The organism is Pseudomonas sp. (genome assembly GCF_017744435.1).
Classification (GTDB): Bacteria; Pseudomonadota; Gammaproteobacteria; order Pseudomonadales; family Pseudomonadaceae; genus Aquipseudomonas.
Map to the genome: position 1 here is coordinate 50,206 of NZ_JAGIBG010000016.1, position 21,090 is coordinate 71,295.

20 protein-coding genes and 1 pseudogene are annotated in these 21,090 nt (G+C 63.0%); 11 read left to right on the forward strand and 10 right to left on the reverse strand.

Going from position 1 to position 21,090, the window contains the following annotated elements:
* Nucleotides 1–76: 76 nt before the first annotated feature.
* The 5 genes from J7573_RS13085 to J7573_RS13105 form a co-directional block, all read right to left on the reverse strand.
* On the reverse strand, nucleotides 77–1,402 hold the full coding sequence (locus J7573_RS13085) for an MFS transporter (protein WP_294335415.1): 1,326 nt from the start codon (nucleotides 1,400–1,402) through the stop codon (nucleotides 77–79).
* A gap of 165 nt (nucleotides 1,403–1,567) precedes the next feature.
* Nucleotides 1,568–3,241, reverse strand: coding sequence for an FAD-dependent oxidoreductase (locus J7573_RS13090; protein ID WP_294335416.1), 1,674 nt, complete (start codon nucleotides 3,239–3,241; stop codon nucleotides 1,568–1,570).
* Between the two features lie 206 nt (nucleotides 3,242–3,447).
* Nucleotides 3,448–3,768, reverse strand: coding sequence for an NIPSNAP family protein (locus J7573_RS13095; RefSeq protein ID WP_294335418.1), 321 nt, complete (start codon nucleotides 3,766–3,768; stop codon nucleotides 3,448–3,450).
* A complete protein-coding gene (locus J7573_RS13100; RefSeq protein ID WP_294335420.1) occupies nucleotides 3,753–5,480 on the reverse strand; it encodes an FAD-dependent oxidoreductase in 1,728 nt (575 codons plus the stop codon). Before J7573_RS13100 ends, J7573_RS13095 begins: the two co-directional genes overlap by 16 nt.
* A gap of 4 nt (nucleotides 5,481–5,484) precedes the next feature.
* Nucleotides 5,485–6,294 carry a shikimate dehydrogenase gene (locus J7573_RS13105; protein ID WP_294335421.1) on the reverse strand — a complete coding sequence of 270 codons (810 nt, stop codon included), beginning with the start codon at nucleotides 6,292–6,294 and terminating at the stop codon, nucleotides 5,485–5,487.
* A gap of 145 nt (nucleotides 6,295–6,439) precedes the next feature.
* On the opposite strand from J7573_RS13105, the gene J7573_RS13110 reads away from it, so the two are divergent.
* The 3 genes from J7573_RS13110 to J7573_RS13120 all read left to right on the forward strand — a co-directional run bounded on the left by J7573_RS13110 (nucleotide 6,440) and on the right by J7573_RS13120 (nucleotide 8,431).
* On the forward strand, nucleotides 6,440–7,210 hold the full coding sequence (locus tag J7573_RS13110; RefSeq protein WP_294335422.1) for an IclR family transcriptional regulator C-terminal domain-containing protein: 771 nt from the start codon (nucleotides 6,440–6,442) through the stop codon (nucleotides 7,208–7,210).
* Between the two features lie 88 nt (nucleotides 7,211–7,298).
* Nucleotides 7,299–7,703 (forward strand): DUF2251 domain-containing protein, encoded by a 405-nt coding sequence (locus tag J7573_RS13115; RefSeq protein ID WP_294335423.1) that lies wholly within the window; start codon nucleotides 7,299–7,301, stop codon nucleotides 7,701–7,703.
* A gap of 224 nt (nucleotides 7,704–7,927) precedes the next feature.
* Nucleotides 7,928–8,431 (forward strand): glycine zipper domain-containing protein, encoded by a 504-nt coding sequence (locus J7573_RS13120; protein ID WP_294335424.1) that lies wholly within the window; start codon nucleotides 7,928–7,930, stop codon nucleotides 8,429–8,431.
* A gap of 79 nt (nucleotides 8,432–8,510) precedes the next feature.
* On the opposite strand, the gene gstA is transcribed toward J7573_RS13120, so the two are convergent.
* Together gstA and J7573_RS13130 are read right to left on the reverse strand one after the other, a co-directional pair.
* A complete protein-coding gene (gene gstA / locus J7573_RS13125; RefSeq protein ID WP_294335425.1) occupies nucleotides 8,511–9,116 on the reverse strand; it encodes a glutathione transferase GstA in 606 nt (201 codons plus the stop codon).
* Nucleotides 9,117–9,241: 125 nt separating this feature from the next.
* Nucleotides 9,242–10,825, reverse strand: coding sequence for a methyl-accepting chemotaxis protein (locus J7573_RS13130; RefSeq protein ID WP_294335426.1), 1,584 nt, complete (start codon nucleotides 10,823–10,825; stop codon nucleotides 9,242–9,244).
* Between the two features lie 353 nt (nucleotides 10,826–11,178).
* Between J7573_RS13130 and J7573_RS13135 the strand changes: the two genes are divergently transcribed.
* Complete coding sequence (locus J7573_RS13135) at nucleotides 11,179–11,631, forward strand: bifunctional diaminohydroxyphosphoribosylaminopyrimidine deaminase/5-amino-6-(5-phosphoribosylamino)uracil reductase RibD (RefSeq protein WP_363263797.1); 453 nt, start codon at nucleotides 11,179–11,181, stop codon at nucleotides 11,629–11,631.
* 132 nt (nucleotides 11,632–11,763) lie between these two features.
* Here J7573_RS13135 and J7573_RS13140 read toward each other — a convergent pair whose 3' ends face one another.
* Nucleotides 11,764–12,168, reverse strand: coding sequence for a MerR family transcriptional regulator (locus J7573_RS13140; RefSeq protein ID WP_294335427.1), 405 nt, complete (start codon nucleotides 12,166–12,168; stop codon nucleotides 11,764–11,766).
* A gap of 73 nt (nucleotides 12,169–12,241) precedes the next feature.
* Between J7573_RS13140 and J7573_RS13145 the strand changes: the two genes are divergently transcribed.
* The 4 genes and pseudogenes from J7573_RS13145 (at nucleotide 12,242) to J7573_RS13160 (ending at nucleotide 15,536) form a co-directional block, all read left to right on the forward strand.
* Nucleotides 12,242–13,306, forward strand: coding sequence for an SDR family oxidoreductase (locus J7573_RS13145; RefSeq protein ID WP_294335428.1), 1,065 nt, complete (start codon nucleotides 12,242–12,244; stop codon nucleotides 13,304–13,306).
* 314 nt (nucleotides 13,307–13,620) lie between these two features.
* A pseudogene (locus tag J7573_RS13150) lies at nucleotides 13,621–14,183 on the forward strand (nucleotidyltransferase family protein).
* An 89-nt stretch (nucleotides 14,184–14,272) separates the two neighbouring features.
* Nucleotides 14,273–14,830 (forward strand): helix-turn-helix transcriptional regulator, encoded by a 558-nt coding sequence (locus J7573_RS13155; protein ID WP_294335429.1) that lies wholly within the window; start codon nucleotides 14,273–14,275, stop codon nucleotides 14,828–14,830.
* A 118-nt stretch (nucleotides 14,831–14,948) separates the two neighbouring features.
* Complete coding sequence (locus tag J7573_RS13160; RefSeq protein WP_294335430.1) at nucleotides 14,949–15,536, forward strand: HD domain-containing protein; 588 nt, start codon at nucleotides 14,949–14,951, stop codon at nucleotides 15,534–15,536.
* Between the two features lie 162 nt (nucleotides 15,537–15,698).
* Here J7573_RS13160 and J7573_RS13165 read toward each other — a convergent pair whose 3' ends face one another.
* Nucleotides 15,699–16,619 (reverse strand): LysR substrate-binding domain-containing protein, encoded by a 921-nt coding sequence (locus tag J7573_RS13165; protein ID WP_294335431.1) that lies wholly within the window; start codon nucleotides 16,617–16,619, stop codon nucleotides 15,699–15,701.
* A 137-nt stretch (nucleotides 16,620–16,756) separates the two neighbouring features.
* Between J7573_RS13165 and J7573_RS13170 the strand changes: the two genes are divergently transcribed.
* Together J7573_RS13170 and J7573_RS13175 are read left to right on the forward strand one after the other, a co-directional pair.
* Entirely contained in the window at nucleotides 16,757–18,058 is a 1,302-nt protein-coding gene (locus tag J7573_RS13170) for an FAD-binding oxidoreductase (RefSeq protein ID WP_294335432.1), read from the forward strand.
* Between the two features lie 34 nt (nucleotides 18,059–18,092).
* Entirely contained in the window at nucleotides 18,093–19,181 is a 1,089-nt protein-coding gene (locus J7573_RS13175; RefSeq protein ID WP_294335433.1) for a polyamine ABC transporter substrate-binding protein, read from the forward strand.
* Nucleotides 19,182–19,233: 52 nt separating this feature from the next.
* Here J7573_RS13175 and J7573_RS13180 read toward each other — a convergent pair whose 3' ends face one another.
* On the reverse strand, nucleotides 19,234–20,460 hold the full coding sequence (locus J7573_RS13180) for an MFS transporter (protein WP_294335434.1): 1,227 nt from the start codon (nucleotides 20,458–20,460) through the stop codon (nucleotides 19,234–19,236).
* Nucleotides 20,461–20,780: 320 nt separating this feature from the next.
* On the opposite strand from J7573_RS13180, the gene J7573_RS13185 reads away from it, so the two are divergent.
* Nucleotides 20,781–21,044 carry a DUF2790 domain-containing protein gene (locus J7573_RS13185; RefSeq protein WP_294335435.1) on the forward strand — a complete coding sequence of 88 codons (264 nt, stop codon included), beginning with the start codon at nucleotides 20,781–20,783 and terminating at the stop codon, nucleotides 21,042–21,044.
* Nucleotides 21,045–21,090 lie beyond the last annotated feature (46 nt).

Consider the following 21,090-nt stretch of genomic DNA (forward strand, 5'->3'; position numbering starts at 1 on the left):
GTGGTTTACCAGTGAAATCCAGGCACGAATAAAAAAGGGCCCGTCAGGGCCTCATCGAGGTAACTGGAGTTCGCGCTTACTGGGCTTCGATCTTGCGCGGCGCCATGAAGTACATCCAGACCAACGCCAGGAAGTACATGGCCGGGATCATGGTGAACAGCACGGCATAGTTGTTGTTCGTCGCCATCAGCACGCTGCCGACGATCTGCGTCATGAACATCCCGCCAATCGCCGCACACATGCTGGCGAAGCCGAAGACCGTGCTGATCAGGTGCTTGGGCGTGTAGTCCATCACCAGGCTCCAGATGTTCGCGGTCCAGGCCTGGTGCGCGCCGACTGCCAGGGCGATGGCCAGCACCGCGATCCATAGGCCGCTGGCATGGGCGGCGAAGGTTACGCTGACCATGGTGCAGGCAAAAATCAGCATCGACACCAGGCGCGCGGTGGTGGCGCGCACGCCGCGGCCGATCAGCCACGAGGACAGGATGCCGCCGCCGATGCTGCCGAAGTCGGCGGTCAGCCAGATCAGCATCAGCGGGATGCCCATCTGGGTCACGCTGATCCCTAAGTTGTACTGCTGGTTGAGGAACGGTGGCAGCCAGTACAGGTAGAACCAGAACACCGGCGCGGTGATCGCGTAGGCCACGGCGAAGGCCCAGGTGCCACGCATGCCGAGGATGCGGCTGAAGGGCAGGCGCGCCACCTCCGGCTCGACGTCCTGCTGGATGTAGTCGAGCTCGCTCTGGCGCACGCTTGGGTGCTCTTCCGGGTTGAAGTACTTCAGGCCCCAGAACACCAGCCAGACCAGGCCCAGGCAGCCCATGGCGATGAACGCGGCCTGCCAGCCCCAGACAGTGAGGATCAGCGGCAGCAGGGCCGGGGTGACCATGGCGCCGACGTTGGTGCCGGCGTTGAACAGGCCGGTGGCGATGGCGCGCTCACCTGCTGGGAACCACAGGCGTACGGTCTTCACGCAGGCCGGGTAGTTGGCCGCTTCGGTCAGGCCGAGGATGAAGCGGCAGACCATGAAACCGGCCGCCGAGGTGGCCAGGCCGTGGGCGCCAGTGGCCAGGCTCCACAGCAGCACGGCGGCGAAGAAGGCGCGCTTGACGCCGACCTTGTCGATCAGCCGGCCCTGCAGCACGAAGCCGACCGCATAGCCGACCTGGAACCAGAAGTTGATGTTGGCGTAGTCCATCGCCGTCCAGCTCATGGCCTTGGCCAGCTCCGGCTGCATGATGCCGAGCGCGGCGCGGTCGATGTAGTTCAGGGTGGTGGCGAAGAACACCAGGGCGAGCATGCCCCAACGGGTCTTGCCGACGGCAAAGGCGCCACGGATCTTGTCGCCGATACCGGCGGATGGCAGCTGTGGGCTGGCGGTAGTGAGCTTGGAGTGGTTCATATCCTGGTCGTTTCTTGAAATTGTAATGAACGGCTTTTTCTCGAACGTGACCTGGCCCCAGGCAGGGGGTACACGCAAGGCCGGTGCATGGTGAGCAGTGAATCGGCGACCGTCAATTCGCTGGAGGGGGCTATTGTTCGATAACCGAACAATAGCGAACCCCGCTCACACGCTGACCAGCGCCTTGCCCGCCAGATAGCCGAAGGTCATGCCCGGCCCCAGGGTGATACCACCGCTAGGATAATGCCCGGCCATCACGCTGTGCATGTCGTTGCCGACCGCGAACAGGCCGGGTATCGGCTGTTGCGCGTGATCGAGCACGCGTGCCGAGGCATCCGTGCTCAGGCCGGCGAAGGTGCCGAGGCTGCCAGGCAGCAGCTTCACTGCATGGAAAGGACCGTGCAGCAAGGGCCGCAACGAGGGGTTCGGCCCCTGCAGCGGTTCTCCCTGGGCCTTGTTGTAGGCCGAGGCGCCGCGTTGGAAGGCCGGGTCTTCACCGAGCGCGGCATGGCGATTGAATTCGGCCACGGTGTGTTGCAGTTGCGCGGCATCGATCCCGCAGCGCTGCGCCAGCTCGGCCAGGGACCGGCCACTGAACAGATAGCCGCGGCGCTGATAGAAGCTGGTCGGGAACGGGAACGGCTTGGCCCAGCCGATGCCGTAGCGCCGTTGTGCGGCGTGGTCGCAGATCAGCCAGGCCTCGTGGGGTACGCCCTGTGGCGTGGCGGCGAACAGCGCATTCATGAAGTCGTGGTAGCAGTCGGCTTCGTTGACGAAACGTCGGCCATCACGGCGCACGGCGATGAAACCGGGCTTGGCGCGGTCGATCAGGTGCGGAAAGTGGCCAACGCTGCCGTCACGGCGCGGCACTTGCGAGACCGGTGCCCAGGCGCCGGCATGGGCGAACGCGGGGCCAAGCCGGGCGCCGACCTGTTCGCCCAGGCGCAGGCCGTCACCGCTGTTCTGCGGCGGCGCGGCCGAGTGATGCTGAGTGCCATCGGGAGCATGGGGCATCAGTTGGGCAATGCGCTGGAGATCGTGGGCAAAGCCACCACACGCCAGCACCACGCCACGGCGTGCGCGGATCACCTGGCCATCGGCGAACTCGGCGCCGTCGATGCGCCCATTACCGAGCAAGCGAGTGGCCGGCTTGTCGGTGAGCACGGTCACGCCAAGGTCCAGGGCGCTGCGCAACAGGCGCGCGACCAGGGCGTTGCCGTTGACCAGGTGCAGACTGCGCCGATGCAGCAGCAGGTCGCGGCCATGGCGCAGCAGGCGCTTGCCAACGTGCAGGGCGGCCTTCGGCGAGCGGCGGGCATTGAAGAAGGCGGCCATGTCGGCGCCACCGGCGATGCCCATGCCCGTCAGGCTGACGATGTCCAGTGGCGGGCGCAGCGTGTGCAGCCATGGGCCAAGCAACCGACCGTCGAACGGCAGTGCGCACAGCGAGCGCCCGCCACGTGCACTGCCGTCGCCTTCACGCATGTCGGGCATCTTGCTGCCGGACTGGAACTGCACGGCAGTGTGTTGCTGGAAGAACGCCACCATCTCCGGGCCATGGCGCAGGAAGGCGCGCTGGCGAGGGTCCAGTTCGGCGACCTGGGTCTGGGCGCGCAGGTAGCGTTCTGGTGCATCGTCGGCTTCGATGATGCCTTCGGCGACGGCCAGCGGGTTGCGCGGAATCCACAGCCAGCCCCCCGACCAGGCACTGGTGCCGCCGAGCTGGCTGGCCTTTTCCGCGACGATCACCTGCAGGCCGTGATGCGCGGCGGTAACGGCGGTCGCCAGGCCAGAGGCACCGGAGCCGATGACAAGTACGTCACATTCAAGGGGGTGCATGAATCGATCCTTATGCAGTCAAGCTTGTGGAAGCCATGTGGGAGCTTGCAGGCGTGCGCTGTATTGGTGGGAGCCGCGCTTGCCGGCGATGGGCCGCGAAGCGGACCCGGCTATTTATGCAGCAACCTTGAAATTGTGGGGCCGCTTCGCGGCCCATCGCCGGCAAGCGCGGCTCCTACAGGGTCGGCGCTAGTCAGAGGTGCGGGTTATTGCAGCGGCGAAAAGCCCGTGGGCCGCAGTAGCCGCGAGTGCAGTTGCAGCACTGCGCCCAGCTCCCGGTTGCGCCGCGAGAACTCCGCCCAGCGTGGGTCGGCCGCCATCGCGGCGCGGCGTGCCATGCGCTCGTCGAGGCTGGCGTAGGCCCACAGGTGCACCACCTGGTTCACCTCGCCGAATTCGCTGGTGAAGAAGCCCACCAGGTTGCCCAGGTGCTCGCTTTGCACTTCCAGTGCATGGCTCTGGTACAGGGCCAGCCAGTCGGCCATTTTCAGCGGGTCGAGGGTGTAGGTTCTCAGTTCGTAGTACATGCAGGTATCTCCTGGTGGGTGGCGGGCGCCTGCAGGCGCTCGGCGATATGGCTGGCTGCGATCCAGCCGAAGGTGAGGGCGGGGCCGAGGGTGATCCCGGGGCCGGGGTAGGTGCCGTTCATCATTGAATTCATGTCGTTGCCCACCGCATACAGCCCGGCAATGGGCGCGCCACTGCGGTTCAGCACATTGGCATTGGCGTCGGTCACCAGGCCGCGTGCCGAGCCGAGGTCGCCGGTGTGGAGGCGGATGGCATGGAACGGCGCCTTGGTCAGCGGGGCCAGGCACGGGTTGGGCTGGTGCTGTGGGTCGCCCATGTAGCGGTTGTAGCTGTTGCCGCCCTTGCCGAATGCACGGTCGATGCCGTTGCGGGCGTCGGCATTGAAGTGCTCCAGCGTCTGCTGCAAGGCCTGTGGATCGACGCCGATGGCCTCGGCCAGCGCCGCCACGCTGGCGGCGCTGTGCAGGTAGCCGGCGGTGACCAGCGCCGTGTTGTCCACCGGTTTGGGCCGCGCCAGACCCAGGCCATAGCGGTTCATCGCTTCGGCGTCGCAGATCAACCAGCAGTGGCCGATGCCGTTGGCGAACATGGTCTGCACGAAGTGGTGGTACGAGTTGGATTCGTTGACGAAGCGCCGCCCGGCCGGGTCGACCGCGATCACCCCGGGCTTGGCGCGGTCAGTGACCAGGTGCGGAAAGCGCTCGCGCTCGCCATTGGCATGGCGCAGCTCGGACACCGGCGCCCAGAAGAAATTGGCTGCCAGGCCGTCGCCCTGGGCCGCTGCCACCGCCTCGCCAAGGCGCAGGGCGGCGCCGTCATTGGTAAGCGGCGACATGCTCAGGTGTGGCGATGCGGCATCCGGACGATAGCGGGCGGCCAGCTGCCCGGCAGCAAAACCGCCCATGGCGCAGACCACGCCACCGCGAGCCTGCACCCGTACCCGTCGGCCTTCGCGCATCACCACCACGCCGGTCACCCTGTCGCGCTCGACGATCAGTTCCTCGGCCTCGCTGCGCAGCCACAGTTCAGTGCCGTGGGCAAAGGCGCTGCTGGCCAGGCGCGCGATCAGCGCGTTGCCGGTGGTCAGTCGAGTGCCTCGTGGGTGACGCAGGCGGTCCCGCGCATACCGCGCCATCAGCTTCAGGCAGTGCCACAGCGAGGCGGGCGAGCGGCGCAGGTTGAGGAAGTGCTGAATGTCCACGCGGTTGACCATCATGCCGCCGAACAGCAGCATGCCCGGCGGCGGCATCTTCAAGTCCTCGAAGCGCGAGCCGAGGTGGCGGCCGTCGTACTCGACCATCTCCAGGGCGCGACCGAACTCGGTGGCACCGGGTTCGTCGGGGTAGTAGTCGGGCGAGTGCGGGCGCAGGCCGTAGCGCAGTTCGGTGTTGTGCTCCAGCCAGCGCAGGGCCTGGTGGCCCTGCTCGATGAAGGCATCCACCAGCGCCGGGTTGTAACCAGCGCCGATGATGGTCTTCAGGTAGGTGCGCATGGCCTCGGGGGAGTCCTTGGCACCGGCAGCCTGGGCCTGATCGCTGCCGTAGATCCACGCTGCGCCGCCGGAAATCGCCGAGGTACCGCCAAAGCGTTCGGCCTTTTCCACCACCAGCACCTTCAGCCCGCGGCGGGCCGCCGTGGCGGCGGTGGCGAACCCTCCGGCACCGCTGCCGAGGACCACCAGGTCGAACACCGCTTGTTCGCTAGCGCTCATGGCTTCAGATCTCCAGCGGGGTGACGCCCATGAAGGCGCCGAGGTGGCCCAGCTGGGCGAAGGCCATCTGCGCACCGGTCTGGACCGGGCAGCCGCGTTCCCGCGCCTTGTGCAGCAGCGGGGTGATTTCCGGCGAGGTGACCACGTCGGCTACCAGCGTGGCGGCGTTCAGGGTCTCCAGCAGTGCCACCGGCAACGGCAGTTCGCCGCTGTTGCCCATGCCGACGGGGGAGGCGTTGACGACCAGGTCGAAGCCATCCAGCGAGCCGTAGTGCGCGGCGATTTCCAGAGCCGGGAAGGCAGTGCCGAGCACTTCACCCAGCGCCCCGACGCGTTCGGCGCTGGGGTCGCCGAGGGTAATACTGGCGACGCCCGCTTCGCCCAGTGCATAGGCAATCGCACTGCCGACCCCGCCGCAGCCCACCACCAGCGCACGCTTGCCGCTGGCCACGAAGCCATGCTGGCGGGCGGCGCCGAGGAAGCCCGCGCCATCGACGTTGTCGCCCAGCAGGCGGCCGTCGCGCTCGCGGCGGATCACGTTGACCGAGCCCAGTGCCTTGGCGCGTTCGCTGAGCCCATCCAGTCGTGTGGCCAGGGCCTGCTTGTAGGGCACGGTGACCACACAGCCGCGCAGGTTGCGCCAACCACGCAGGTTGTCGACGAAGGCGTCCAGCGCCGTTTCCTGCAGGTCGATGGGAAGCATCGCCAGGTCGCGAGCGTTGTTGGCGAACCAGGTGTTGAAGTTCTCCGGCGACTTCACCTGGGCAATAGGCGAACCGACGATGGCGACCAGTTCTGTCGAACCTCGGATCATGCTGACCTCCGTTATGGCTGTTGTTGTGGAGGCCAGCTTGGCGCGGGGCGGTTTCATCAACAATGCGCTTATCGGGCATTCAGTGCGATAATCGCAGTCATCAAGCGGTAATCGCATTGAGTGCCACTTTTCAAGAGCCGAGTTCATGCCCCAGCCCGAGATCCACCCCCGCGACCTGATCGCCGGCCTGCAAAAAGGCCTGGCGCTGATGCAACTGTTCAGTGCCGAGCAACCACGCCTGAGCGTGCCCCAGGCGGCCAGGCTGTCCGGCCTGACCCCCAGTGCCACACGGCGCTTTCTGCTGACGCTGGTGCACGAAGGCTTTGCCGAGACCGACAACCGCCATTACTGGCTGACGCCCAAGGCCCTGCGCCTCGGCCAGGCCTATGTCGATTCGGCGCAGTTGCCGCGCATGCTGCGGCCGATCGTCGAGCAGGTGGCGCGGCAGACCCAGGAGCATGTGTCGGTGGGCAGCCGTGATGGCGACGAAATCATTCACCTGGTGCGCAGCCGCTACAGCCACATTGCTTCGTTGTCGATCCGCCCCGGGTCACGGGTGCCGATGTATTGCACGGCAAGCGGCCGGGTCTGGCTGGCGTGGTTGGAGGAGGGGCAGCGCGAGGAGTACTTTGCGCGCAACCCGCTGAATGCGCTGACGCCATACACCCTGACCGACAAGGCGCAGTTAATGGCAGAGTTGCAGCGGGTGAGGGCGCAGGGCTACAGCATTGTCGATCAGGAATACGAAATCGGCATGCGCGTGTTGGGCGTGCCGCTGCTCGACCGCAGCGGCCAGTTGCAGGCGACCTTGACCATCACCACCCATGCTTCGCGGTTGAGCATCGATGAGATGCGCCTGCGCTACCTGGCGATGCTGTATGAGGCGCAGGCGTTGCTCAAGCCGGTGCTGGCTTGAGGTATCAGGCCCACACCTGATTCGCTTGCAGCGGGCATCCGTTGCTGGGCATGATCCAGCCTCCAGACACAGGAAAAGGAACGCCCACATGCCTGCCTATCTTGCTGCGCAAAACGAATTGTTCGTAGGGGACGGCCTGGTGGTCGAGGCGCCAGCCGGGGAAGGGCCCTACGTCGTGGTGTTCGAGGACGACGAGGAAACCGGCTATTTCTACGCCCTGGATGCCTCAGGCGCCGGCAACCCGATCCAGAATGCGCTGCACATCTACGACGTGGAGAGCGTCGCGGACCGGGACAAGCCCTCGATGGTCAAGATTGCCTGGTCCGAGGACCACCGCAAGGCGCTGCTGCTGATCAACGACTACCCGCATGCGGTCTTCGACTTCGAAGCCAAGCAGGGGCATTGCCGTACCGGGTTCCCGTTGCCGATGGACAATGGCTGGTCGCACGCGGGCCATGAGTGGGATGACAGCGCACTGCGGCATTTTGCCTGAAGGCCCTTGAGGCCCAACAAGCGTCCGGACTGCGGCCGGCCATGGGCGGCCGCGATCGAGGAGGCCATGACAAGTAACCGAAGACCGTCAAAAATCCACAAAGTTTCACTGAAAAAACAGTAAGTTAGAGAATTTTTCCAACGCGTGTTACTCGTCGGATTTCCATTGTAAGCCCCCGTGCAGAGCCTCAGGATCGCCTCGGCATTCCTTTGAGGCTTTCATGAATGAAGTACTCCTCGATTCTGTTGTTGTCACTTGGCCTGCTGAGCGGCGTTGCATCGGCAGGCGGCAATACCGAAGCAGGCATAGGCGGCGCATTGGGTGGGGTACTGGGCTCGGTGGTCGGCCAGTCGATCGGCGGCAACACCGGCTCGGCAATCGGCGCAGGCCTGGGTGGCGCGGCCGGTGGTGCGGTGGGTGCCAACAAGCACAGCCGTGGCGAAGCGGCCATTGGTGGCGCACTGGGTGCCGCCGGCGGCAACGTGGTAGGTCGTCAGATGGGCGGTACCACGGGCAGCCTGATCGGTGCGGCAGCCGGTGGCGGCGTGGGCGGTGCCTTGGGCAACCACATGGGCCGCGAATATGACGATGAAAGTGGTCACCACTCCCGTGGGCGCGACTATGACGATGATGACGACGACGATCAGGGCTGGCGTCGTCACCACCACGACCGTGGCCATCACTATGGTTGGCGCAACCACCACCGGGACTGGCGCGACGACGACTGACCTGTGCCGGTGTGGGCACTCACCTGGGCCTGGTCGGGCTCATGCCCGCAAAGGGCAGGGGGCTTGAGCCCGGCGAGGGTCAGATCAAGCCTTCGGTTTGCAGGGTTTTCTGTACGGCCGGGCGGCTGGCGACGCGTTTCTGGAATTCCGCCACCGTTGGCCAGGGTGAAAGGTCAATGCCCAGCATTGGCGCCCAGTTCACGATGGTAAACAGGTAGGCATCGGCCACGCTGAACTGCTTGCCGGTCAGGAAGTCGTTGCCTTGCAAGGCCTTGTCCACGAAGCCCAGGCGCTTGCCGAAGGTCTCGATGGTCTTGCTCTTGGCCTCCGCGCTGATGCTTGGATTGAAAAGGGCGGCGAGGGTCTTGTGCACCTCGGTGCCAATGAAGTTCAGCCATTCCTGTACCCGCGCGCGTTCCAGCGAGCCTGCTGGGGGCAGCAGGTTGGCCTGGGGATTCTGGTCGGCGAGGTATTGGACGATGGCCGGGCCCTCGGTGAGGACTGCGCCGTTATCCAGTTGCAGGGCGGGAACATAGCCCTTGCTGTTGATCGTGTAGAAATCCTCGCCGCTGGCAGTCGTGTGCTGCTTGAGGTCGACTTTTTCGACGGTGTAGGGCAGGCCCAGTTCGTTGAGGACGATGTGCGGCGAGAGCGAACAGGCACCTGGCGAGTAAAAGAGCTTCATTTTCTTCTCCCATTCGAGCGGGTCAGTTTTGCGAAGGCTGGCGAGGTGAGGCACTGTGCAGCGCTCTGGTTATGACACCAAAGCAGGATTTCACGCAAGCTGCATTGCGCCTCCCTGGCATCGGGTCAAAGCCTGAATTTACCCACCAGCACTTGCAGGTCCGCGCCCAGGCGAGCCAGCTTGACACTCGATGCGGCGGTTTCCTCGCTGGCCGTGGCGGTCTGCTCGGACACGTCGCGCACGTTGAGCACACTGCGATTGATCTCCTCGGCCACAACGCTCTGTTGCTCCGATGCCGTGGCGATCTGCAGGTTCATCGATTCGATGGTGGACACCGAACGGCTGATGTTCAACAGCGAAGCGCCGGCGCGGCGGGTCAGTTCGACACTGTTGCTGGTCAGGGCGCGGCTGCGCTCCAGAATGTCGCCCACCTGCTGCGTGCCGCGGTGCAAGCCGCCAATCAGCTCCTCGATTTCTTCAGTGGAGGTCTGGGTGCGTTGCGCCAGGCTGCGCACTTCATCGGCGACCACGGCAAAACCACGACCGGCCTCACCGGCACGTGCAGCTTCGATGGCCGCGTTCAAGGCGAGCAGGTTGGTCTGTTGGGCGACCGACTTGATCACATCCAGTACCGTGCCGATCTTGTCACTTTCCCGCTTGAGCTGGGCCATGGCCTCGGTCGAATGACCCACCTCGGTGTCCAGGTGGGTAATCTGCTCGATAGCCTGGTTGACCACGGCATCGCTTTCGCGTGCCTCATGGCCGGCATTGACTGCTGCATTTGAGGCTTGTTCGGCGCTGCGTGCCACGTCCTGCACGGTGGAGGCCATCTCGTTCATGGCCGTGGCCACCTGATCGGTCTCGACCTTCTGGCTGCTGACGCCGGCACTGGTTTGCTCGGTTACGGCAGAGAGTTCTTCGGCGGCACCGGCAATCTGCGCCACGCCGTCGCGCAACCCGCTGATCAGGTCGCGCAGGTTCAGGGTCATGCGCTGCATGCTGGCCTGCAACTCACCCAGTTCGTCACGCCGCGATACCAGGATGTCCTGGCTCAGGTTGCCATTGGCTACCTGCTCGGCGCTCTGCAGGGCTTGTTTCAATGGCAGCACGATCAGGCGGGTGATCAACCAGGCCGCCAGGGCACCGAATACCAGGGCCAGCAACGTCGCGAGGATCAAGCGCTGGATCGACGACTGCACCTCATGGTCACGCTTTGTCGACTGGCTGTTCGACAACTGCCCGGACGCTTCCAGCAGCCCCTTGAGGTCGGCCTCCAGCGCGTCGAGGTGCTGGCTGGCCTGGGCGTCGTCGTGCCCTTCGATGGCACGGGCATAATCCTGGAAGTGTGTACGGTAACGTTCGACCGCGTTGCCTGCCTGGCCTATCCAGCGCAGGTCCTCCGGGTCGGTGAACTGCCCGGCGAGCGTTTCGATGCGATGCCCTAGCTCGTCCATTGCCTTGACCATGAGTGCGGTCTGCGCAGAACCGGGGGACACCGTGTAATTCAGGCGCGCGATGCGCACGTCGCGTGCTTCTTCGTTGATCTTGGCGATACTGCTCAGCTTGGCACTGCGCTCGCCCAGGCCACTCAAGCCGCCCCAGCCGATTGCGGCGATCACAACGGTCAACAGTAAAACCAGGGCAAAGCCCAGGGTCAGTTTCGACCTCACGCTGATATCAGCCAACACCTTCCCGATTGCATCGAACATCTACATAGCCCTTCTATTGATCGTTCCTGAAATAGCCATTACCGGGCGATGCCCGTTGGGGTCCTGTTGCACGAGATAGGGAGTGCGGATCGCAGGGGCTGAGACCGCGCGACAGGTGGCGTGGCATTAAGCCATCAATGGCGGGGGAATATACATTCAGGGAGCATCATCGACAACAGATCGCTCATCTAATTGTGTGCACTTTGCACATATAAATGAGAACAATCATGCTTGGGTCTGTTGGTCGCGTGTAAGCTCGCTGCATGGACGCATACTGCAAAGCCGTGCAGCGTGTAGATCCGGTATCCTCACCGCAGCATTTCACAGCCAAGGATTCAGGTATGCCGCTTGCTATGCACCACGGCGAGTTTGACGACAGGCACAAGGTCTTCATGAGCCTGGCACTGGCCCAGGGTAGGCGGGCACTGCCGGGGTGTCTGCCGAACCCACCAGTGGGCTGTGTCATCGTCCGCGACGGACGCGTCGTGGCCTCCGGGTTCACGCAGCCGCCTGGCGCTCATCACGCCGAGGCGATGGCCCTTTCACGGCTGGAACAGAGGCTTGATGACCTGACGGCATACGTGACGCTCGAACCGTGTTCATTCACAGGCCGAACACCGTCATGTGCGTTGGCCTTGGTGAGCGCGGGAGTATCGCGAGTATATGTTGCAATGCTCGATCCCTACCCGCGAAACGCTGGGGCAGGTATCGACATCCTGCGTCAGGCCGGGATCGAGGTGACGGTTGGTCTGCTAGGGGATGAGGCGCGTTGCGACCTGCAGCCCTATCTCTCGGCGAGTCCTTGAATGTCCGCAACGGGTCGATTGCGGTCATTCGAGACTGGCTGCTTTCGACCCATGGCAGCCTTCGGCAGTAATCGGCCAGCAGGCCTGCGAGGGTGCGGGGGGCACGGGCAATCGCCAAGCCGGAAGCTGAAACTATTGCGTTGCGGCATGGCCATGTACAGGAGGGTGAGGAATAGTCTGTCCAAGGGCAATGGCACTGGCTTCAAGCTTCGCACGCTCTGCTTCCAGAAAAACATACGTGGCTTGCAAGGTGCTGATCTTCGTCTGGATTTCGGCCATCTTGCTGGCGACCAAGGCCGCACCTTGCGCGCAATTGATCGTATTACCCCGCTTGGCCGCAAGTATGTCGCCAATCTCGGTTAGTGAAAAACCTACGCCCTGGGCACTCTGAATGAAGGCCAGATCAACAACGGTCTGCTCGCTGTAGCTGCGGTAGTTGTTGGCCTGTCGATGTGCCACGATAAGCCCGAGTTGTTCGTAATAGCGCAATGCATGACGGCCAATTCCACTGCGCCGCTCCAACTCTCCAATGTTCACAGTAAAAATTCCTTGACTGTAGAGTAGGCTCTACACCTTAGCCTGCGCCCATCATCCAAACAAGGATTCAGGCATGAGCGTGGAATGTTTCGTCACAGGCGGCAGTGGGTTTGTAGGTCAACATTTACTAGCCCGTCTTACCGCGACAGGGCACAAGACCTGGGTGCTTATGCGCACCCCTGCAAACATCGAGCGCGTCAGGGAGCAGATAGGCCGACTTGGTGGTAACCCTGCCTGTATCCATGCTGTCGAGGGCGATATCAGCAGAGAGGGGCTTGGGCTCAGCGAGGCAGACAAGCAGCGGGTGTCTTCGGCATCTGTGGCCTTCCACCTTGCGGCGCAATTTTCCTGGGGACTGACAATGGAGCGCGCCCGCGAAGTCAATGTGCAAGGGGCGCTGAGAGTCGCCAGGCTTGCGGCGAGCCAGCGCATCCGCTTGCTGATGGTGGGTGGCTTCATGCTGCAAAACCTTAGCCACCTTGCCAGTATCGGGGTTGACAATGAGTGCCATGAAAACACGAACTGGCCCGCAGTCTACGGCCGCGTGGGTGGCTACGAAGGCAGCAAGCTCGAGTCCCATTTTGCGGTCATCCGTTACATGCAGCAAGCGGGCGCGGATTTCACGATCGTGCATCCTGCCACGGTATGTGGCCACAGCGAGAGTGGGCACATTCTGCAAGGGCAACCCCTGGCAGAACTCATTCGAAATCTGGCACAAGGCCGGTTCAAGGCTGTCCCCGGTACCACTAGGCACTGGTTGCCATTGGTCAGCGTCGATTACCTGGTGACAATGATGACCTGCGCGGCGTTCGACCCTGCGATGGCCAACCAGCAGATCCTGGCGCTCTATGAGCACACACCGAACTTGCAGGAGATGCTTGAACAGATAGCGAAGACGCTGAATATCACGGCACCCCGGCGCCATGTGCCGATAGGGCTACTGAGATGGCTGTTGACAATTCCCGGACTGGCGGCCCGATTCGCGATCAGCGCCGAGTCCTTGAACTTTATCCAGACGCAGCGCTTCGACATGAGTCATAGCAGGCAATTGGAACTGAAGTATCAGTTGACCCACCCCGACATGGCGCGAGCTTTGGAAAAGACAGTGCGCTACATCAAAGGTTACTTGACCCATTGAAGCAACCACCTCAGGCAATAGGCTGGGCCACGCCCATGCCACAACGCTCGCCTTGCAATGCTTGATCTTGTTCGAGGGTGCCGATTGCAGCCGATAGCTGCTCTTCACGAAGGGCAGCAACGGGGCGAATGCAGTCACTGGCAAACGGCTGCTATCGACCCAATATTGGTAGTCAATGGCTCTGTGCAGTCGGCACCTCGGAAAAAACCATGATTGGATCTATCCTGCTCTCGTTGCAGATGTAGACTTGCCCCACCATCCTGGGGTTCGAGTGAGCACAGGCCATGCCGACAACACCACCAAGGACGGCCCCCATGCATTCGCCTACCGATGAGCACCTGATGGAGATCATCCGCCAGAACCGGATAAACCGTGCATTACTGCAGATCTTGCCAACATTGGATATCCCTCATTCCATGCTGGTTGCAGGCGCCTTGTTCCAGACGTTTTGGAACCACCGCGCGGGGCCCCCCCCCCTGAGTGGGGCATCAAGGACTATGACATCGCTTACTTTGATGCTGATTTGTCGTGGGAGGCGGAAAACCGGGTGATAGCCCGGGTTCACCAGGCGTGCTCGCATATGAGCGTCAATGTTGAGGTACGCAATCAGGCCCGCGTGCATTTATGGTACGAGGCGAAATTCGGCAGCATTTATCCACCACTGAAAAAGGTAACGGATGGCATCGACCGCTATCTGATTCGTTCGACCTGTCTGGGCGTTGATGCCTGCACAGGTAAGCTCTACAGCACCCACGGCCTGAGCGACCTCCTGAACAACAGGCTCAGGATGAACGAATTGAATCCACGGCCAGACTTGTTCATGGAGAAAGCTGCAAGCTACCAGGCGCGTTGGCCATGGCTTCAACGGGTTGAATGAACCTGTGCAAGACCCACTGGTCCAGTCAACTTGCAGGGTTATCCTGCATCACTCAAACTCGCCATCCAGCTCACTCTTCGGAAGCCGCAATGCCTGACATGTTGCCGAAGCCGGAACTTCCCGGCGTAGCGCTCAAGCGATGGCGTCTGCTGCACCGCGTCAAACAGTCCCATGCGGCAACCTTGTTCAACGTCACTCAATCAACCATTTCTCGCTGGGAAAGTGGCGTGCTGGCGCTGGACCCGATCTCGCGCAGAACCTTGGAGAAGCTGCTTGCCGCCCGCCTTGAGGCAGACGCCGATCAGGCATTGGCCCGGCTGGTGAGGGAGAGCGCACGGCCAGTTCATCTCATTTGCGACCTGACGCATCGATTGCTGGCGTGCTCCCCCTCACGCGCAGCCCAGTTCACCAGGCCGGCCAGCACCTTGCTGGGGCAGTCACTCTGGCGTTTTGCAACGCCGGAGATCATTGCCAAGGAATTCATGCTCGACGAGCTGGGGTGGAGAGAAGCACTGGCTCCCCCCGCACTGGTGTTTGCAAGCGGCACCAATGACTCCTGCCTCGTTCCCATCAGCCAAAGCCTCTGTCGCTGGACACGTATCCCGCTCTCGGATGGAACGGCCGCCCGCTTGGTGGAAACGCTCTGATCGATGGCACCGCAAATCACCTGCATTTTTTATGCGTGGACGCTGTGCATTGGCAGCTCTAAGCTGCCCAGATCAAGATTCGGCAGCCCACAGTTCGCCGACTGCGTCAGGAGGAACTATGGATATCGAAAAGCTCAAAGGGCGTCTTGCCTTTCTAGCTGAAGCGGAAAAACTCAAGGATGTGCTCAGAAGTGCACATACGTCATCCGGCCGTACCGAAAGCACGGCTGAACATAGCTGGCGCCTCTGCCTGATGGCTATCGTTTTCGAGGATCAGCTGGCCGGCCTCGATAAGCTGAAATTAATCAAGATGTGCGTCATCCATGACTTGGGCGAAGCCATCAATGGCGATATTCCCGCTGTTTGCAAGGATGCGTTTCCCAACAAGAGCCAACAAGAGCGAAACGACCTCCTGCTCTTGACCCGTGCACTGGATGACACGCTGAGGGCAGAAATTCTTGCGCTGTGGGAAGACTATGAAACTGCACAGTCGCCTGAGGCCAAGGCGGTCAAGGCGCTGGACAAGCTGGAAACCATCCTTCAGCACAATCAAGGCAAGAACCCGCCAGACTTCGATTACGCCTTCAACCTGGGTTACGGCAAGCAGTACACCGATGCCGATCCACTGTTCGAGGTGCTGCGCAGCCTTCTTGACGAGAACACCAGGAAAAACGTCGAAAGCTCTCCAGGTCGCCGTGGCGAATGACATGATCATTGATCAGATGGCCGTCTCCCTTGGCACGATCTCCCATGGTCTGAGCGAAAGCTTTGGGTAGTGTTTGCTCTGGGTCGGAAGGCGCCATTCAACGGCTCAGTCGCTTCTCCATTGGTTGATAGATCAGTCCAGCAATCTCGCCCACTGCCCCTACTACCGTAGCGGTTTTCCCGGCTGCATGGTCTGCTCCACCTGTTCTTCGAACCAGTTCAACACGGCCTGGCACGCGGGATGAGCAGCGCCGCTGTCCCGTAGCCAGAGGGCATACACACCGCCGGTCTTCAGGGCTTCACCGAAGGGCACCACCAGATCGCCGCGCACCAGCGCGTCGTGGGCCAGCATGCGGTCGGTCATGGCGATGCCCAAGCCGCGGGCGGCGGCGTCCAGCGCCAGGTCGTCGAGGTTGAACAGCAGGTGCTGGTAGCTGTGCACGGGCAGGTCTTGCTGCGCCTTGAGCCACAGGTTCCATTCGTAGCGCGAGGTGGAACCGTGGATCAGCGAATGCCCGGCCAGTGCCTCGGCCGAACGGGGTAGGGCACGGCCGTCGTTCAGCTGTGCGGCGCACACCGGGATCAGGTATTCGTCGAACAGTGGCGTCAACCGGCGGTCGTCCAGGCCGTCAGGCAGGTACAGCACATAGGCATCGCAATCGCCGCCTTCGTCCACCCGTTCCCCGCTGACGGTCTCGATGGACAGGGTCAGCCCGGGGTTCACCGCGTAGAACGAACTCAGCCGCGGCAACAGCCAGCGCACCGCCAGGGAGACGAAGATGCGGATGCGAAAAGGGCGGTCCAGGGGGGCTGGTGCCAAACGCTGTTCCAAGGTGCGCAGGGACTTGAGCAGGTCCCGCGCCACCTCGTAGACCTCGCGACCGTGCTCGGTCAGGGCGACCTTGCGGCTGGTGCGGTCGAACAGCACGGTCTGGTAGTGCTCCTCCAACTGCTGGATCTGCCGGCTGATCGCGCTCTGGGTCAGGTGCAGCTGGCGGGCGGCTTCGGTGAAGTTGCGCGTGTCCGCGACCCGGACCAGCGCCTGCAGTGCTTGCAGCGAGGGCACACGAAGGTATGTATCCATGCAAATTCCGAATGGATGGATGAATTATTAGCGTTAGAACTCTCGGCGCCATGTCCTTAGATTAAGGGCGTGCAGCGGGCTTCCGGGGATCTTTGGTCGATCACGCCTGCGCATCGATTGTGAAGGAGTGACAGACAATGAACAACCACTGTGGCTGGATCGCCCTGGCTGGAGAGTCGCCGCTGAAGCCGCGCCTTGAGGGCACGCAACAGGCCGACTGGCTGATTATCGGCGGCGGCATCACCGGCCTCTCGGCAGCCCATACCCTGGCGCGGCAATTGCCCTCGCAGCGGGTGGTGTTGCTCGACCGCCAGCGCGTCGCCCAAGGCGCATCGGCGCGCAATTCCGGGTTTGTGGTCAGCCATGAGTTGCCTGGGGCTGACGAACTGATCGGCACGGCAGGGTACGCCGGTTACCAGGTAGCGTCGCGTATTGGCGTGGCGGCGGGGAATGAGGTACGTCGGCGCATCGCCGAGCTGAAGCTGGACTGCGAACTCAGTGACAACGGCTACCACTTCGCGGTGCATGAACCGGCGCATCTGCAGCAGGTCGAGCAGACCCTGGAAACCCTGGCGTCCGTGGGGGCCCAAGCGCAGTTCCTCGAGGGCGCGGCTCTGCAACAGCGCCTGGGCTCGTCGTTCTATGCCCGCGCCATTCACTGCGCGGGTGGCAACGGGCTGATGCAGCCAGCCCGCTACGTCAAAGGCCTGGCTGACAGCCTGCCCCAGCAGGTGGAAGTCTTCGAACACAGCGGCGTCACCGCGCTGCGCCGCCGCCCAGGCAAAGGCTGGACTGCGCTTACCGAAGCAGGTGAGGTGCAGGCCCGGCAGGTCCTGGTATGTGTGGGCGCGTTCCTGCCACGGGTCGGCCTCAAGCGCAGTGGCACGTTCCCGTTGGAGCTGAGCGCCAGCATTACCCGACCGCTCACCGAAGGGCCCTGGCAGCAATTGTTCGACGACCAGGGTTGGGGCGTGCTGTCCACCTTGCCGGGCGGCTGCACCTTGCGCCTGCTGCCGGGGCGCCGGCTGCTGATCCGCAATACCGTGGAGTATCGCCAGCGCGACATCGATGCCGCTGGCCTGGCCGTACGCCAGCGCGAGCACCTGTGGGGCCTGCAAAAGCGTTTCCCGGGTATCACCGCCCAAGACCTCGAATACACCTGGACTGGCCACCTCAGCGGCACACGTTCCGGCGAGCCTTACTTCGCCCGGGTCGAGGACGGCTTGCATGCCGTGGCCGGGTGCAATGGCTCCGGTGTTGCCCGCGGCACCTTGTGGGGCCGCTTGTTGGTGGAGATGGCCATGGGCGCCGATTCGGCCTTGCTGAGCGATGTGCTGGGCCAGGCCCGCCCGGGTTACCTGCCGCCACGACCGTTTTTCGACCTGGGCGCCAGCGTTCGCATGGCCTGGGAAGTGCGCCGAGCCCAGGGCGAGCGCTGACCTACCTTTCAAACAAGAACAAGAGAGCGAATCCATGAGCAAGCACATTTGCGTGGCCCTGTTGTCCTCGGCGTTGCTGGCTACCGCAGCGCATGCCGAAGAACGGGTCAATATCGCCAACTGGAGCGGTTACATCGCCGATGACACGCTGGCCGAGTTCACCCGGCGCACCGGCATCCAGACCACCTACGACCTGATCGACAGCAACGAGACCACGGAAGCCAAGCTGATGACCGGCAACAGTGGTTACGACCTGGCGAGCCCGTCGAACCACTTCCTGCCGCGCCTGATCAAGGCGGGGGCCATCGAGGAGCTGGACCGCAGCCAGCTGCCCAACTGGCATAACCTTGATCCCAAGCTGATGAAGATTCTGGAGGCCAGCGACCCTGGCAACCGCTATGCGATCCCGTACATGTGGGTAACCACAGGCATTGGCTACAACGTGGAGAAGATCAAGGCGATCTTCGGCAGTACCGAGGTGACCCAGTCCTGGGACCTGTTGTTCAAGCCGGAAAACATCCAGAAGCTCAGCCAGTGTGGCGTGGCGTTCCTCGACAACCCGACGCAGATCGTTTCCATCACCCTCAAGACACTGGGCCTGGACCCGCATAGCGAGAACCCCCAGGACCTGAAGAAGGCTGAAGCGGCGTTGCTGGCGGTGCGGCCTTACATCAGTTACTTCCACCAGTCCAAGTATGTGAGCGACTTGGCCAACGGCAATATTTGCGTGGCCATCGGTTTCAGTGGCGACGTGTTGCAGGCCATGAGCAGTGCCAGGCAGGCCGGGAACGGGGTGGATGTGGGCTACAGCATTCCGCGCGAAGGCTCGACGGTGGCGGTAGACATGGTGGTGATGCCCAAGGGGGCTCCGCACCGGCAGAATGGCTACGCGTACCTGAACTATCTGTTGGAGCCGAAGGTGATCGCCAACATCAGCAATGCGGTGAAGTACCCGAATGGCAATGCGGCAGCGCTGGCGTACATCACGCCTGATCTGCGCGACAACCCGGCAATCTACCCGCCGGAATCGGTACTCGACACGCTGTTCCCGATCAAGACCTTGTCGCCGGCGGGGATGCGCCTGAGCACCCGGCTCTGGACCCGAGTGACAAGTGGCAAGTGACGCAGCGGGGTCGCAGCCTAGGCTGCGACCCATCGCCAACGATCACCTCCCGTCAGCCAGCCTGTGCCGCCAGGCTGTTACTGACATTACGCCCCAGCACCAGCACCGTGACAAAGCCGCAGCCCACCAGCGCCGTGGCCAGGCTCAACAGCACCGAGCTGCCCATCTGGTCGACGATTCGCCCACCGAAGAACGAACCCAGGGCGATGATCACCTGGAACATGGCCACGAACAGCGGCATGCCGCGCTCGACATCCTTGGGTGCCACGACGAACATCCAGATGCTGGAGCAGGCCGGGAACGCACCGAAGGCGAAGCCCCACAGTGCGATCAGCATCGCCGCACCGGTCAGGCCCGTGGCGAAGTAGGGGAACAGCGCAGTACTGACGCCGATCATCACCGCCACCAGCATCAGCGTGTGGCGCACGCTCTGGTTGGCGGCGTAGCCGGCGAACAGGTTGCCGATCACCCCGGCCACGCCGTAGAGCAGCAGCAGGGAGCTGATGGTGGGTCCATCGAAGCCGGAGCTTTGCTTGAAGAATGGCGCGACATAGGTGTAGGCGGCAAAGTGCGCCAAGCCGATCAGCAGCACCGCGATCAAGCCGACCCGGGCTTGCGGGTTGATGAACAGCGCCGGCAGGTCACTGACGCGGATGGCCTTGTCCGGGTTGAGCCGCGGCAGCAAGAACAGCTGCGCCAGCAGTACCGGCACGCCGAGCAGTGCGGTGACCAGGAAGGTCATGCGCCAGCCCATCAGGCCGCTCAGCCAGGTGCCCACGGGGACGCCCAGCACGGTGGCCAGGGTCACGCCGGCCATGATGATCGAAGTGGCCCGGGCCACACTTACGCCCTTGGGCGCCAGGCGGCCGCTGAGGGCAATGGCGGTGGCCCAGAAGCCGCCGATGCTGATGCCCAGCAGGACACGACCGAACAGCAGCAGGCTGAAGTCGCTGGCGTAGGCCACCACCGCGTTGGCGATGATCATGATCAGCGTCAGGCCGATCAGCAGGTAGCGCCGGTCCATGGCGCCAATGCCCACCGACAGCAGCGGCGCGGCGAGGGCCGCCATGATGCCGGGCAGGGTCACCATCAACCCGGCGTGGCCGGCGCTGATGCCCAGGTCGCTGGCTACATCGTTGAGCACGCCCACCGGGAGAAACTCGCTGGTGACCAGGGCGAAGGCACCCACGGCGACAGAGAGAATCGCCAGCCACTGCTGTTTGACGCTCTGTTGATCATGTTCGGGACGGCCGTGAGAGGCCTGACTGACGCTTGGCATGTTCCTGATTCCAAGGTGAGGTCGCCTGTTGCAGGCGAAGGGGGAGGGAAAATTGAAGGCGATTATAAAGGCCGGTTTCGCCAACCTGGCAGGCGAGCCGCTCGATAGTATTCATCAACGTGATCGATGGGACGCGCCGGCCAGAGCGCCGCGCCGGTTTGTATCACAGCGTATCCAGGGGTGATACAGATACGCTTTGAGTTGATCCGCCAGGGATCGTGACACAAGCCAGGTACTTTCCAGACTTTAAATGGGCTCCATCGAAGCGATGCAGTAACGCCTCGGTTCAAACATCCCTTTGAAGCCCGGAGAGCCCCACCATGAACCGCAAAGCCGTCTACGCCGCCTGCCTGTTCGCCGCACTCAACGTCTGCACCCTGGCCGCCCGCGCCGAAGCTGCCGACAATGTCCGCACCTATACCTATGGCACCCAGCTGGACATCAAGAAAGTGTTGTCGACCAGCCAGGACGCTACGCCGACCTGCGGGGTGGTCAATGCCAAGCTCACCTACCTCGACTCCCACGACCAGACCCAGGTGCTGAACTACCGTACCCTCGGCGACCACTGCATCGGTGAGAACTGAAGCGGGCACTGCCCTGGCCCCGACAGAGGAGTCCTGCCATGAACTG

Coding starts and splice junctions, on each gene's coding strand:
- J7573_RS13085 (WP_294335415.1), bottom strand. CDS start 1,402: ATGAACCACTCCAAGCTCACTACCGCCAGCCCACAGCTGCCATCCGCC.
- J7573_RS13090 (WP_294335416.1), bottom strand. CDS start 3,241: ATGCACCCCCTTGAATGTGACGTACTTGTCATCGGCTCCGGTGCCTCT.
- J7573_RS13095 (WP_294335418.1), bottom strand. CDS start 3,768: ATGTACTACGAACTGAGAACCTACACCCTCGACCCGCTGAAAATGGCC.
- J7573_RS13100 (WP_294335420.1), bottom strand. CDS start 5,480: ATGAGCGCTAGCGAACAAGCGGTGTTCGACCTGGTGGTCCTCGGCAGC.
- J7573_RS13105 (WP_294335421.1), bottom strand. CDS start 6,294: ATGATCCGAGGTTCGACAGAACTGGTCGCCATCGTCGGTTCGCCTATT.
- J7573_RS13110 (WP_294335422.1), top strand. CDS start 6,440: ATGCCCCAGCCCGAGATCCACCCCCGCGACCTGATCGCCGGCCTGCAA.
- J7573_RS13115 (WP_294335423.1), top strand. CDS start 7,299: ATGCCTGCCTATCTTGCTGCGCAAAACGAATTGTTCGTAGGGGACGGC.
- J7573_RS13120 (WP_294335424.1), top strand. CDS start 7,928: ATGAAGTACTCCTCGATTCTGTTGTTGTCACTTGGCCTGCTGAGCGGC.
- gstA (WP_294335425.1), bottom strand. CDS start 9,116: ATGAAGCTCTTTTACTCGCCAGGTGCCTGTTCGCTCTCGCCGCACATC.
- J7573_RS13130 (WP_294335426.1), bottom strand. CDS start 10,825: ATGTTCGATGCAATCGGGAAGGTGTTGGCTGATATCAGCGTGAGGTCG.
- J7573_RS13135 (WP_363263797.1), top strand. CDS start 11,179: ATGCACCACGGCGAGTTTGACGACAGGCACAAGGTCTTCATGAGCCTG.
- J7573_RS13145 (WP_294335428.1), top strand. CDS start 12,242: ATGAGCGTGGAATGTTTCGTCACAGGCGGCAGTGGGTTTGTAGGTCAA.
- J7573_RS13155 (WP_294335429.1), top strand. CDS start 14,273: ATGCCTGACATGTTGCCGAAGCCGGAACTTCCCGGCGTAGCGCTCAAG.
- J7573_RS13160 (WP_294335430.1), top strand. CDS start 14,949: ATGGATATCGAAAAGCTCAAAGGGCGTCTTGCCTTTCTAGCTGAAGCG.
- J7573_RS13165 (WP_294335431.1), bottom strand. CDS start 16,619: ATGGATACATACCTTCGTGTGCCCTCGCTGCAAGCACTGCAGGCGCTG.
- J7573_RS13170 (WP_294335432.1), top strand. CDS start 16,757: ATGAACAACCACTGTGGCTGGATCGCCCTGGCTGGAGAGTCGCCGCTG.
- J7573_RS13175 (WP_294335433.1), top strand. CDS start 18,093: ATGAGCAAGCACATTTGCGTGGCCCTGTTGTCCTCGGCGTTGCTGGCT.
- J7573_RS13180 (WP_294335434.1), bottom strand. CDS start 20,460: ATGCCAAGCGTCAGTCAGGCCTCTCACGGCCGTCCCGAACATGATCAA.
- J7573_RS13185 (WP_294335435.1), top strand. CDS start 20,781: ATGAACCGCAAAGCCGTCTACGCCGCCTGCCTGTTCGCCGCACTCAAC.